We start from the raw sequence: 13,584 nt of genomic DNA, 5'->3' as shown, positions 1-13,584 counted from the left end.
GGATATTTCTCATGGCAAAAATCGGATTTATCGGCACCGGCATCATGGGCAAGCCTATGGCGCAGAACCTGCAAAAAGCCGGGCACACCCTGTTCTTCTCCGAGCACTTCGACAAGGCTCCGGCCGACCTGCTGGGCGACAACGGCATCGGTTTGGCCAACCCGCGCGAAGTGGCGCAGGAAGCCGAATTCATCATCATCATGGTGCCGGACACCCCGCAGGTTGAAGACGTACTGTTCCGCGAAGACGGCGTTGCCGCAGGCGTGGGCGCTGGCAAAGTAGTGATCGACATGAGTTCGATCTCCCCGACCGCCACCAAGGTCTTCTCCGAGAAGATCAAAGCCACTGGTGCTGCCTACCTCGACGCGCCGGTATCCGGCGGTGAAGTGGGTGCCAAGGCGGCCACCCTGTCGATCATGATCGGCGGTTGCCCGAATGCCTTCGAACGCGCCCTGCCGCTGTTCCAGGCCATGGGCAAGAACATCACCCGCGTTGGCGGTAACGGTGACGGTCAGACCGCCAAGGTCGCCAACCAGATCATCGTCGCTCTGAATATCCAGGCAGTAGCCGAAGCCCTGCTGTTCGCCGCGAAGAACGGCGCCGATCCAGCCAAGGTGCGTGAAGCGCTGATGGGCGGTTTCGCCGGTTCGAAGATCCTTGAAGTGCACGGCGAGCGCATGATCAAGGGCACCTTCGACCCAGGCTTCCGTATCAGCCTGCACCAGAAGGACCTCAACCTGGCCCTGGCTGGCGCGCGCGAGCTGGGCCTTAATCTGCCCAACACCGCCAACGCCCAGCAAGTGTTCAGCACCTGTGCGGCCATCGGTGGCAGCAACTGGGACCACTCGGCGTTGATCAAAGGCCTGGAACATATGGCCAACTTCAACATCCGTGGTGAGTAAGTAACAGGTTTCAGGGCGGGGTCAGCCGCCCTGAAACAACCCTTTCGATCTGTCCGGCAGGCGGTGTCACGGCCTGCCTGCCGGGTGGGTCGATTCTATTGCGCAGCGTCTTGGTCCAGGGCGCTGCGCACTAGAATCGAACGTGCTTCAGTAATAAAAAGTGGCTCCGGCCCTATCAAGAGAGATCGCCATGTCCATCGATCCGTCTTTCAATCCAACGTCCCTGCTGCGCGAGCTGTTCGCCAGCGCCATCGACGCCGCCCACCCGCGCCAGGTTCTGGCTGATTACCTGCCGGAAGATCGTAGCGGTCGCGTCATCGTCATAGGCGCCGGCAAAGCCGCCGCGGCCATGGCCGAAGTGATTGAGCAGGAATGGCAAGGCGAAGTCTCCGGCCTGGTGGTTACCCGTTACGAGCACGGCGCCAACTGCAAAAAAATCGAAGTGGTCGAAGCGGCCCATCCGGTGCCGGACGACGCCGGTGAGCGCGTGGCACGTCGCGTGCTGGAACTGGTCAGCAACCTGAGCGAGTCCGACCGGGTGATCTTTCTGCTGTCCGGCGGCGGCTCGTCCCTGCTCGCCCTGCCCGCCGAGGGCATCAGCCTGAAAGACAAACAAGCGGTCAACAAAGCCCTGCTGAAGTCCGGCGCGTCGATTGGCGAAATGAACTGCGTGCGCAAGCACCTTTCCGCGATCAAGGGCGGTCGCCTGGCCAAAGCCAGCTGGCCGGCCAGCGTCTATACCTATGCGATATCCGATGTACCGGGCGATGAAGCCACAGTGATCGCCTCCGGCCCAACCGTGGCCGACCCAACCACCTCGGCTGAAGCGCTGGCGATCCTTGCCCGCTATAGCATCGAGATCCCGGCCAACGTACGCGCCTGGCTGCAGAACCCGGCCTCTGAAACCGTCAAACCGGGCGATCCGTGCCTGGCCCGCAGCCACTTCCAGCTGATTGCCCGCCCACAGCAATCCCTCGACGCTGCCGCCGCTAAGGCGCGCGCAACCGGCTTGCCGACGCTGATCCTCGGTGACCTGGAAGGCGAATCACGGGAAGTTGCCAAGGTGCACGCCGGTATCGCCAAACAGGTGCGTCTGCATGGTCAGCCGATCAAGGCACCCTGCGTGATTCTCTCCGGCGGTGAAACCACCGTGACCGTGCGCGGCAATGGCCGTGGCGGGCGCAACGCCGAATTCCTACTGAGTCTCACCGACAGCCTCAAGGGCCTGCCCGGGGTATACGCTCTGGCCGGTGACACCGACGGCATCGACGGCTCGGAAGACAACGCCGGGGCCCTTATGACCCCCGACAGCTACGCCCGCGCCCACGCCCTGGGCCTGAGCAGCAGCGATGAGCTGGATAACAACAACGGCTACGGCTACTTCGCCGCCCTCGATCAACTGATCGTCACCGGGCCGACGCGTACCAACGTCAACGATTTTCGCGCCATTCTGATCCTTGAGAACCCTGCCAAATGAACGCCGACAAGAAAGTAAAAATCCTCGCCACCCTTGGCCCAGCGATCAAAACCATCGACGACATCCGCCAGCTGGTGGAGGCCGGGGTCAACCTGTTCCGCCTCAACTTCAGCCACGGCGAACACGCCGACCACGCCCAGCGCTTCGACTGGGTGCGTGAAGTCGAGCAGCAGCTGAACACCCCGATCGGCATCCTCATGGACCTGCAAGGGCCGAAGTTGCGCGTCGGCCGTTTTGCCGAGGGCAAGGTCAACCTGCAACGCGGTCAGACCCTGCGCCTGGACCTCGACAGCACCCCTGGCGACGTCAATCGGGTCAACCTGCCCCACCCGGAAATCATCGAAGCGCTGCAGCCGGGCATGAGCCTGCTGCTCGACGATGGCCGCCTGCGCCTGCAGGTCACCGCCAAGCACAGCGATGCGGTGATCACCGAAGTGATCGCCGGTGGTGAGCTGTCCGACCGCAAGGGCGTCAACGTGCCGGAAGCCGTGCTGCAACTGAGCCCGCTGACCGAGAAGGACCGCCGCGACCTGAGCTTCGGCCTGGAGCTGGGTGTGGATTGGGTCGCGCTGTCGTTTGTGCAGCGCCCGGAAGACATTGTCGAAGCCCGTCAGCTGATCGGTGATCGCGCCTTCCTGATGGCCAAGATCGAGAAGCCGTCTGCGGTGATTCACCTGGAAGCGATCACCCAGCTGTGCGACGCGATCATGGTCGCCCGTGGCGACCTCGGCGTGGAAGTGCCGGCCGAGAACGTGCCGCGCATCCAGCGGGACATCATCCGCACCTGCCGCCAGCTCGGTAAGCCGGTGGTGGTGGCCACACAGATGCTCGAATCCATGCGTTTCTCCCCTGCGCCGACCCGCGCCGAGGTCACCGACGTGGCCAACGCCGTGGCCGAAGGTGCCGATGCGGTGATGCTGTCAGCGGAAACCGCCTCCGGCGACTACCCGCTGGAAGCTGTGCAGATGATGAGCAAGATCATCCGCCAGGTGGAAAACGGCCCGGACTTCCAGGCCCAGCTCGACGTCAGCCGCCCGCAGGCCGAAGCCACCGCCTCGGATGCGATCAGCTGCGCGATCCGCCGCATCAGCACCATCCTGCCGGTGGCCGTTCTGGTCAACTACACCGAGTCGGGCAACTCCAGCCTGCGCGCCTCGCGCGAGCGGCCGAAAGCGCCGATCCTCAGCCTGACGCCGAGCCTGGACACCGCGCGACGTCTGAGCGTGGCCTGGGGCGTCTACTCGGTGGTCAACGAGCGCCTGCACAAGGTTGAGGAAGTCACCCGCACTGCCCTGGAAACCGCCCGCTCAGCCGGGCTGGCGAAAACCGGCGATACCGTGGTGATTACCGCCGGCGAGCCGTTCGGCCAACCGGGCAGCACCAACAGCCTGCGTATCGAAATCCTCCACTGATCCAGTTCTGCGGTGGGTCGCCAGCACCCGCCGCAAACGCAACTCCCACGCTGGCTTTGCCAGTTTTGTAGGCACCCACTGTTCCCGCGGTGGGTGCCTCTTTTTATGGCCCCTGGTGATCGTCTACTCAGGTTCGTCTGCATGTCGCCATTACCGCTCGCCCCCCACGCCTTGCAAGGCTCTCGCGCCCTGCTTAACGGCTTTAGCCAAATTTTTTTGCAAGCCAACCCCGGCTGCGGCTTGCTGGTGCTGTTGGCGATTGCCATCGGCGCGCCGCAGCTGCTCGGCGGTGCCCTACTCGGCTGCCTTAGCAGCACGCTGACGGCGCAGCGTCGTGGTTATGCCAAAGCCGATATCGATCTCGGTTTGTATGGCTACAACGGGGTTCTGCTGGGCATGCTGATCAGCCTGCAATTTGCCTGGTCGGCGTTGCTACCGCTGCTGATCATCGTCAGCTCCGGAGCTTCCAGCCTGCTGCTGGCCGCATGGATGCAGCGCATGCGCGAGCGTCAGTGGCTACCAGCTTTCACCTTCCCCTTTGTCGGCTTGAGCTGGCTGCTGTTGTGGCTGGCTCCGGTCCTGCAGCTGGAGTTGCAGCCGGCCGTAGCAAGCCCGGCGCAACCACTCGACTGGTGGGCCAGTCTGATCGCCATGGCACGCGGCTTGGGGCAGGTGATTTTTCTCGAACAGCCGTTGGCCGGCGTTTTTCTGCTAATCGGCCTGTTGCTGGCGGATCGCCGCGCGGCCAGCTGGGCGCTGCTCGGCTCCACTGGTGGCCTGGCTCTGGCGCTGTATCAGGGCTTACCCCAGCACAGTGCGCTGACCGGTCTGTATGGCTATAACGCAGCGCTGGCGGCCATCGCCCTCAGCCAGGTGCATCGCCGCCCTTGGTTACCGGCCCTTGGCATCGCTCTGGCGCTGGTGCTGCAACCCGGCTTCAGCGCACTGGGTCTGCCAGCCCTGACCATGCCATTTATCCTCACCTGCTGGCTGGTAAGTGCCACCCAGCGTCTGCTGCACAAAGCTGCGGCCGACTGCACACCACTGCCGCCTAATAAGGGCAAAGGCTTGCATCAGCGGGATAAAACTCCCTAGGCTGACTGTCTGTTCGCGTTATCAGCGAGCACCGCAAACGGAGCAGCCAGAACACCATGGACACGCGGCAAAAGCTGTACAGCATCATCTTCCACACCGACACCCCAGCCGGTCAGCGCTTCGACCGTTACCTGCTGCTGACCATTATGGCCAGTCTGGTGGTGGTGATGCTTGACAGCATCGACAGCGTGCACAGCCAGTACGCGCCTCTGCTGGCAGGCATTGAATGGGGCTTCACTGCGCTGTTCGCCATCGAATACGTGGTGCGCCTGTACTGCTCGCCAAAACCGCTGCGCTACGCTTTCAGCTTCTTCGGCCTGATTGACTTGCTGGCGATCCTGCCGGGCATCCTCGCTCTGTTCTACGCCGACGCCCAGTACCTGCTGATCATTCGGGTGATCCGCATGCTGCGGGTGTTCCGCGTGCTCAAGCTCAGCCCCTATCTGCGCCAAGCCAACTTCCTGCTCACCGCGCTGCGCGGCAGCAAGCAGAAGATCATCGTGTTCTTCGCCTGCATCGCCACTATGGTTACGGTGTTCGGCACCCTGATGTACGTGATCGAAGGCCCCGCGCACGGTTTTACCAGCATCCCCAAGGGCATCTACTGGGCCGTGGTTACCCTGACCACTGTCGGCTTCGGCGATATCGTGCCGAAAACCCCGCTGGGCCAGGCGCTGTCGACCCTGGTGATGATCACCGGTTACTCGATCATCGCCGTGCCGACCGGCATCTTCACCGCCGAATTGGCTAACGCCATGCGCGGCGGCGACGAACTGATTCACGACTGCCCAAGCTGCGCGAAAAACACCCACGAACACGGCGCTGCCTTCTGCACTCGCTGCGGCAACCCGCTGTTTCCGCGGCAGGTCGACAAACCTGAGTAATCTTGGCCAATAAAAAACCGCAGCGAGCTGCGGTTTTTTTATGCGTTCTCAATTAACTCAGCCACGTTCAATTGGCGTCGAAGTCAGCTCAAAGGGGCTGTTGCTGCGGCGCTGGTTGCGGTCTTCGCGCGGGGTGGCGCCAAAGAAGTTGCGGTAGGCGCTGGAGAAATGCGGGCCGGAAGAAAAGCCGCAGGACAGGCCGATCTGGATGATCGATTTGCTGGTCTGCATCAGCAACTGGCGCGCCTTGTTTAGACGCAGTTCCAGGTAGTACTGGCTGGGGACGCGATTGAGGTACTGCTTGAAGATCCGTTCCAGCTGGCGGCGCGATACGCAGACATGCTGGGCGATTTCGTCGGTGGTCAGCGGCTCTTCAATATTGGCTTCCATCAGCAACACGGCCTGAGTCAGCTTGGGGTGGCTGGAGCCCAGACGGTTCTGCAACGGAATACGCTGGCGCTCGCCACCTTCGCGGATACGCTCGACTACCAACTCTTCGGATACCGCACCGGCCAATTCGGCACCGTGGTCACGGGCCAACAAGGCCAGCAGCAGATCAAGCACGGCCAGGCCGCCACAGGCGGTCAAGCGATCACGGTCCCAGTCGAACAGATGGCTGGTGGCGATGACCTTGGGGAAGCGTTCAGTGAAATCATCCTGCCAGCGCCAGTGCACCGAAGCACGGTAGCCATCGAGCAGGCCCAGCTGCGCCAGCGGATAAACCCCGGCGGCAATCGCACCGATCACGCAGCCGCCGCGCACCAGCTGCTTGAGCGCGCCGGAAAGCGCTGCGGGCATCGGTCCTGGTGGTTCATCGGCCAGCAGAAAAAGCTTCTGGCAGCCTTCCAGCTTGCCCACCCAGGATTCCCCCGGTAGCCGCCACGCGCCCTCAAGCGGCGCTTCGGCCTGCAAGAACACCAGCTCATAGACCACCTCGGGGTGGACGCGCTGGGCAACGCGCAGCGCTTCTTCCGCCAAAGCCAGGGTCAGGGGCTTGGTGGTGGGCCAAAGCAGGAAGCCAATTCGGTGCGCATTCATGGGGGGCAGTTTAGGCTCTGTTGGCGATTATGGGCATAGCGTGGGTGCGTGCAGATGTTGCCGCGGGTTATTTGAGACTGCCAGAGAGGAACTGCTGTAAGCGCTCGGATTGCGGATTGGCCAACACTTCTCTCGGGCAGCCGCACTCTTCCACCACACCTTTGTGGAGGAACACCAACTGGTTGGAGACTTCACGGGCAAAGCCCATTTCGTGGGTCACCACGACCATGGTGCGGCCTTCCTGCGCCAGATCCTGCATGACTTTCAGCACTTCACCCACCAGTTCCGGGTCCAGCGCCGAGGTCGGCTCATCAAACAGCATCACCTCAGGTTCCATGGCCAGGGCGCGGGCAATCGCTACACGCTGCTGCTCGCCGCCGCTCATGTGCGCCGGATAGGCATCTTTACGATGAGCCACGCCAACTTTGTTCAGGTAGTGCTCGGCCTTTTCCAGGGCTTCCTTCTTGCTCATGCCAAGCACGTGCACCGGGGCTTCCATGACGTTTTCCAGGGCGCTCATGTGCGACCACAGGTTGAAGTGCTGAAACACCATGGACAGGCGCGAACGCATACGCTGCAGCTGCTTGGGATCAGCGGCTTTCAGGCCACCGTCTTTGTTGGCAACCAGTTTCAGCTCTTCGTTGTTGAGCAGAATTTTGCCACCGTGGGGCTGTTCCAGCAGGTTGATGCAACGCAGGAAGGTACTCTTGCCCGAGCCGCTGGAGCCGATGATGCTGATCACATCGCCGGCCTTGGCCGCCAGTGACACGCCCTTCAATACTTCATGGCTGCCGTAGCGCTTGTGCAGATCCTGAACTTCAAGTTTGTACATGGTTTCCACTCTCTTGAATCAGTCGCTGAGCAAGCGACCCTGGCGAATAGGGGTACGACCGGCCACTTTAGCCAGCCACAAACCGGGCTGAGCAAAACGCAACCGCTCGCGCGCATAGAGCACACCATCTGTAACGGCACAGACAGTTGTGTGGCGATCGTCCAACGGATCGATCACTTCAAACAATGGATCGCCGGCCTTAACCCACGCCCCCACCGGTTGCAGAAAACTCACCACCCCAGCATGCGGGGCATAGGCGTATTGCGCGCCATCAAATGGCGTGGCATCGCAGTTTTCAGCGGGTGCTGGCGGCCAGTCACCGGCAATCAGGCCCTGCTCGGCAAGGAACGCCAAAATGCTTTCGGCGCTGGCTTCGGCTTCTGGTTTGCCAGTATCGGCCATGCCGCCCAGCTCAACGGTTACTGCTAGACAAGCCAGCGGCAGAGCGGCCTGGGGGAAATGCCGGGCTAAGTGAACCCAAGGCAAAGCGCAGGCTTCATCGAATGAACTGCCGCCGGAATCCTCGACGGTCAGCGCCGCCCCGGCCTGCAGGCGTGCAGCCAGCGAGCGCAGTTGCGGCCACTGTTGTGGCAGCAGGTATAGATGCACTGCGGCATCAAAATCACAATGCAGATCAAGCACCACATCGGCATCGCAGGCATGTTTTAGCAACAATCGCTGCATGCCTTGCAGTTCTGATCCGGCGGGTGGCAAGGCTTCCAACGCAGCTTGCATGGCGGCGCGAATCAGCCGCACATTGCTCGGGCCATCACTGCCCAGGCAGCCTTCCAGCGCCGGCGCGATGGCAGCGGCCAAAGCAAAAAAGTCGCGGTTGAAGTTCTTCCCGCTGGCCATTTCAAAACGGCCCTGATGGGTCGCCTGGAACATCTGCCCCAAACCAATCGGGTTAGCCACCGGCACCAGCTCTACCACCCCAGTCAGCCGCCCCTGGGCTTCCAGTTGACGCAAGCGGCGCTTGAGTTCCACCGCCACGCGCATCCCAGGCAGTTCGTCAGCATGCAGCGAGGCCTGAATGTAGGCCTTGCACGGCCCATGACCGAAACGGAATACGCTCACGTGGCGTTCGGTGCCGGGGCAGCCCCAGGGCAGTGGATGATCGATACGCTGCATGCTCTCTTCCTCAGGCCTTACGCGGGGCCAGGTAAGCCAGCCAGCGGCGTTCGGCCAGCTTGAACAGGCGTACGAGGATAAAGGTCAGGCACAGGTAGAACAGGCCGGCAGTGATAAACGCCTCGAACGGCAGGTAATACTGCGAGCTGACGGTACGTGCTGCGCCGGTGATGTCGATCAGGGTGACGATCGAGGCCAGCGACGTGGTGTGCAGCATCATGATCACTTCGTTGCTGTACTGCGGCAGTGCGCGGCGCAGGGCCGACGGCAGCAGGATGCGGCGGTACAGTTTGAAACGCGACATACCCATGGCCTTGGCGGCTTCAATCTCGCCATGCGGCGTGGCTTTCAGGCTGCCGGCGAGAATCTCCGCGCTATAGGCACTGGTGTTGATGGCAAACGCCAGGCAGGCGCAGAAGGTGGCGCTGGAGAAGTACGGCCACAACACGCTCTCACGGACGGCCTCGAACTGCGCCAGGCCGTAATAGATGAGAAACAGCTGCACCAGCATGGGGGTACCGCGAATCACGTAGGTGTACAGCCAAGCTGGAAAGTTGACCAGAGGCGACTTGGAAACGCGCATCAAGCCCAAAGGAATGGCCAAGGCCAAGCCGCACGCCAGGGAAATCAGCAGAATTTTCAGGGTGACGCCCACTCCGCTGATGTACAGCGGCAGGTTTTCCCAGATTACGGTGTAGTCAAAAATCATCGCTGCGCTCCCCGCTTACAGATCAGCGGCTTTAATGCCGACCGAGTAACGTTTTTCCAGGTAACGCAAAGCCAGCAGCGACACGCTGGTCAGCACCAGGTACAGGGCCGCTACAGCCAAGTAGAAGGTGAAGGGCTCGCGGGTGGCATCGGCGGCACTTTTCGCCTTGAACATCATGTCCTGCAGACCCACCACGGAAATCAGCGCGGTAGCCTTGGTCAACACCAGCCAGTTGTTGGTGAACCCAGGAATGGCGAAGCGAATCATCTGCGGCACCAGGATGCGGAAGAACACCTGCATGCCATTCATGCCATAAGCCGCGCCTGCTTCAGCCTGCCCTTTGGGGATGGCCATAAAGGCGCCGCGGAAGGTCTCCGACAGGTAAGCACCAAAGATAAAACCCATGGTGAACACGCCAGCAATAAAGGGGTTGATATCGATGTAATCGTCGTAGCCGAGCATCGGCGCCAAACGGTTAACCATGTCCTGACCGCCATAGAAGATCAGCAGGATCAGCACCAGATCGGGAATCCCGCGGATCACCGTGGCGTAGGTTTCGCCCAGCAGCGCCAGCCACTTGATCGGCGACAGGCGAAACGCCGCGCCCAGCAGCCCCAAGACAATGGCCACGGCCATCGAGGTCAGCGCCAGAATCAGGGTGAGCCATGCACCGTCGAGAATTGTCGAGCCGTAGCCGTTGAGCATGCTCTGGTTACCTCATGCAAGCGCCAGGCGGCGCCAGGAAGCACAACAAGAAAGTGACGCAGGCCTACAGGCTGCGGGCTTGCGCCACTTTGAGTGAAGACGACGCGGTCAGGAAAATCAGTCGCCGTAGACGTTGAAGTCGAAGTACTTGTCCTGCACTTCCTTGTACTTGCCGTTGGCACGGATGGCCAGGATGGCAGCGCTGATTTTGTCAGCCAGGGCCTTGTCGCCCTTGCGCACGGCAATACCAGCGCCCATGCCGATGTATTTCTCGTCGGCGAAGTCTGGGCCTACCAGGGCGAAGCCTTTACCGGCGTCAGTCTTGATAAAGCCATCGTCGATGTTGACGACGTCAGCAAAGGTGGCGTCCAAACGACCGGAGGTCAGGTCGAGGAAGGCTTCGTTCTGCGAGCTGTAACGCACGATTTCGACACCGGCAGGTGCGAAGATATCGGTGGCGTAGCGGTCGTAGGTGGAGGCGCGCTGTACGCCGACTTTTTTGCCTTTCAGATCCACCAGCGGGTCGTTGATCACGGTGCCGGCCTTCATCGCCAACTTGCCTGGGGTCTGGTAGTACTTGCCGCTGAAATCAACCGATTTCAGGCGATCTTCGGTGATGCTCATCGAAGAGAGTACGGCGTCGAACTTGCGTACTTTCAGGGCTGGGATCAGGCCGTCGAACTCCTGCTCGATCCATTTGCATTCCACTTTCATCTCTTCGCACAGAGCGATGCCGATGTCGTAGTCAAAACCGCTGATGGCACCATCAGCCGTTTTGAAGGCGAACGGCGGATAAGCCGCTTCGATACCGATACGCAGAGGCTTGGCGTCTTCAGCCATGGTCAACGGCGACAGCATGGACAGCGCCAGAGCGCCGAGAAGTGCAATCTTCTTCATTGTGTGACTCCTTCGAATGGGAATGGCATCGGTTGGCAGAGATTGTTCGGGTATGCATCCAGCCTTGCATGAATTGTAGTGAGTCACCGCCAAGCTGCGCGCTACGCAGGCGCCGGACGGCCCCAGCCGGGTGAGCGGCATTCTAGCGACAGCTCGGAAGTCGATATTTCTTCAATGCGACAAGTAATTACAAAAGGCCAGGACGGGTATAGCGAGGATATTGACAGCCTCTGAAATTTATGCAGAGACAGAAAAGACATTTAACCATTGATTCAAGCAATTAACGCGCCCAGTTTTAACAAGGCCTTTATTTACCTGGCCTGGTGGCAGTTTTTATTTCTACAGCCGCAGCGAACGACGCGCCATCTTGGCGCAAAACGTTCCCGCACACCCCATAAAAGTGCGCGTTGTTACACCCGAGTGACAACGAAATACCCAGATGAAAATCGATAATGCAGCACAAAGTACAACGCCCTGCCCGGCTTGTGGCCGAAACAGGGCGTTGTTTACAGGCGTTGCAACCGAAGTCAGGCAGCCTGCATCTCGCGGTGAGTGTCGATAAGGTGCTGCACCACGCCAGGATCGGCCAGCGTGGAGATATCGCCGAGTGCATCGTATTCGGCGGTTGCGATCTTGCGCAGGATACGGCGCATGATCTTGCCCGAGCGGGTTTTCGGCAGGCCTGGGGCCCACTGAATCACGTCCGGTGAGGCAATCGGGCCGATTTCCTTGCGCACCCAGTTTTTCAATTCCTGACGCAATTGTTCGGACGGCTGCTCGCCACCATTCAAGGTGACATAGACATAGATGCCCTGCCCTTTGATGTCATGCGGCACGCCAACCACGGCGGCCTCGGCAACTTTCGGGTGAGCCACCATGGCGCTTTCGATTTCGGCGGTGCCCATACGGTGGCCGGACACGTTCAACACGTCGTCGACGCGACCGGTAATCCAGTAGTAACCGTCTTCGTCACGGCGCGCACCGTCACCAGTGAAGTACATGCCCTTGAAGGTTTTGAAGTAGGTGTCGACGAAGCGGTCATGGTCGCCATACAGTGTACGCGCCTGGCCCGGCCAGGAATCGATGATCACCAGGTTGCCTTCGGCAGCGCCCTCGATCAGATTGCCGAGGTTATCCACCAGCGCCGGCTGCACGCCGAAGAACGGACGGGTCGCCGAACCCGGCTTGAGTGCAGTAGCACCCGGCAACGGGCTGATCAGAATGCCGCCGGTTTCGGTCTGCCACCAGGTATCAACAATCGGGCAACGCTCTTTACCGACAGTCTTGTAGTACCAGTTCCAGGCTTCCGGGTTGATCGGCTCGCCGACCGAGCCGAGCAGGCGCAGGCTGGAGCCATCGGCACCGGCAACCGCCGCATCACCCTGGGCCATCATCGCGCGGATCGCTGTCGGTGCGGTGTAGAGGATATTGACCTTGTGCTTGTCGATGATCTTTGACACCCGGGTAATGTCCGGATAATTCGGGATGCCTTCGAACAGCAGCGTGGTCGCGCCATTGGCCAGCGGGCCGTAGACGATATAGCTGTGGCCGGTGACCCAACCCACGTCGGCGGTGCACCAGTAGACGTCGCCTGGTTTGTAGTCGAACACCCGCTCATGGGTAAGCGCGGCATATACCAGGTAGCCGCCAGTGGTGTGCTGCACGCCTTTCGGCTTACCAGTGGAGCCGGAGGTGTAGAGGATAAACAGCGCTTCCTCGGCGCCCATTTCCTTCGGCGCGCAATGGCTGGACGCAACGGCCATAAGGTCTTCGTACCAGATGTCACGGTGCTGGTTCCACTTGATCGGGCTACCGGTGCGCTTGCAGACGATGACCTTCTGGATGCTCGCGGTTTCCGGGTTGGTCAGCGCGTCGTCGACATTGGCTTTCAGCGGGGTTTTCTTACCGCCGCGCAGGCCTTCATCGGCGGTGATTACCACCTTGGATTGGCAGTCGATGATGCGGCCGGCCAGTGCTTCCGGGGAGAAACCGCCGAACACCACCGAGTGGATCGCACCGATACGGGTACAGGCCAGCATCGCCACCACTGCCTGCGGAATCATCGGCATATAGATGGTCACCACATCGCCGCGGTGCACATCCTGGCCACGCAGGGCGTTGGCGAACTTGCACACCTGCTCGTGCAGCTGGCGGTAGGTGATTTCCTCATGCTCGGATGGGTCATCACCTTCCCAGATAATCGCCACCTGATCGCCACGTTCTTCAAGGTGACGGTCCAGGCAGTTGTAGGACACGTTGAGGGTGCCATCGGCAAACCACTTGATATCGACGTGGTGATCGTCGAAAGAGGTCTGCTTGACCTTGGTGAACGGCTTGATCCAGTCCAGGCGCTGAGCCTGTTCACGCCAGAAACCGTCAGGATTGATCACCGACTGCTGGTACATGGCTTTATAGGTGGCCTCATCAGTCAGCGACTGGGCCGCCACCTCAGGGCGCACGGGATACAAGGACGCAGCACTCATCAGAAACACCTCGGTGGGT

12 protein-coding genes are annotated in these 13,584 nt (G+C 60.8%); 5 read left to right on the top strand and 7 right to left on the bottom strand.

Translation table 11 applies throughout. The annotated features are described in order from the left end of the window. Positions 1–11 precede the first annotated feature (11 nt). The 5 genes from BLO50_RS13230 (at position 12) to BLO50_RS13210 (ending at position 5,770) form a co-directional block, all read left to right on the top strand. Complete coding sequence (locus tag BLO50_RS13230) at positions 12–902, top strand: 2-hydroxy-3-oxopropionate reductase (protein WP_090253552.1); 891 nt, start codon at positions 12–14, stop codon at positions 900–902. Between the two features lie 190 nt (positions 903–1,092). Then, on the top strand, positions 1,093–2,379 hold the full coding sequence (locus tag BLO50_RS13225) for a glycerate kinase type-2 family protein (RefSeq protein WP_090253550.1): 1,287 nt from the start codon (positions 1,093–1,095) through the stop codon (positions 2,377–2,379). Beyond that, positions 2,376–3,791, top strand: coding sequence for a pyruvate kinase (gene pyk, locus BLO50_RS13220; RefSeq protein ID WP_090253548.1), 1,416 nt, complete (start codon positions 2,376–2,378; stop codon positions 3,789–3,791). The genes BLO50_RS13225 and pyk overlap by 4 nt, the downstream gene beginning before the upstream one ends. 141 nt (positions 3,792–3,932) lie before the next feature. Beyond that, positions 3,933–4,886 carry an urea transporter gene (locus BLO50_RS13215; protein ID WP_090253546.1) on the top strand — a complete coding sequence of 318 codons (954 nt, stop codon included), beginning with the start codon at positions 3,933–3,935 and terminating at the stop codon, positions 4,884–4,886. A gap of 56 nt (positions 4,887–4,942) precedes the next feature. Beyond that, complete coding sequence (locus BLO50_RS13210) at positions 4,943–5,770, top strand: ion transporter (protein ID WP_090253544.1); 828 nt, start codon at positions 4,943–4,945, stop codon at positions 5,768–5,770. Between the two features lie 57 nt (positions 5,771–5,827). On the opposite strand, the gene argR is transcribed toward BLO50_RS13210, so the two are convergent. From argR to acs, 7 genes are all read right to left on the bottom strand, one after another. Then, positions 5,828–6,808, bottom strand: a complete 981-nt coding sequence (gene argR, locus BLO50_RS13205; RefSeq protein ID WP_090253542.1) for a transcriptional regulator ArgR — start codon at positions 6,806–6,808, stop codon at positions 5,828–5,830. A gap of 67 nt (positions 6,809–6,875) precedes the next feature. After that, entirely contained in the window at positions 6,876–7,640 is a 765-nt protein-coding gene (locus tag BLO50_RS13200; RefSeq protein ID WP_090253540.1) for an ABC transporter ATP-binding protein, read from the bottom strand. Positions 7,641–7,658: 18 nt separating this feature from the next. Further along, the gene (locus tag BLO50_RS13195) at positions 7,659–8,771 is read right to left on the bottom strand and encodes a succinylglutamate desuccinylase/aspartoacylase family protein (protein WP_090253538.1); all 1,113 of its coding nucleotides are present in this window, start codon (positions 8,769–8,771) and stop codon (positions 7,659–7,661) included. A 10-nt stretch (positions 8,772–8,781) separates the two neighbouring features. Next, positions 8,782–9,480, bottom strand: a complete 699-nt coding sequence (locus BLO50_RS13190; RefSeq protein ID WP_090253536.1) for an ABC transporter permease — start codon at positions 9,478–9,480, stop codon at positions 8,782–8,784. Between the two features lie 15 nt (positions 9,481–9,495). Further along, positions 9,496–10,185, bottom strand: a complete 690-nt coding sequence (locus BLO50_RS13185; RefSeq protein WP_090253534.1) for an ABC transporter permease — start codon at positions 10,183–10,185, stop codon at positions 9,496–9,498. Between the two features lie 117 nt (positions 10,186–10,302). Continuing rightward, entirely contained in the window at positions 10,303–11,082 is a 780-nt protein-coding gene (locus BLO50_RS13180; RefSeq protein WP_090253532.1) for an ABC transporter substrate-binding protein, read from the bottom strand. 527 nt (positions 11,083–11,609) lie between these two features. Next, a complete protein-coding gene (acs, locus tag BLO50_RS13175; RefSeq protein ID WP_090253530.1) occupies positions 11,610–13,565 on the bottom strand; it encodes an acetate--CoA ligase in 1,956 nt (651 codons plus the stop codon). Between the last annotated feature and the right edge of the window lie 19 nt (positions 13,566–13,584).

Origin of the sequence: Pseudomonas peli, assembly GCF_900099645.1 — a bacterium.
Taxonomy (GTDB): domain Bacteria; phylum Pseudomonadota; class Gammaproteobacteria; order Pseudomonadales; family Pseudomonadaceae; genus Aquipseudomonas; species Aquipseudomonas peli.
This window is presented reverse-complemented; position numbering and strand designations above follow the sequence as displayed.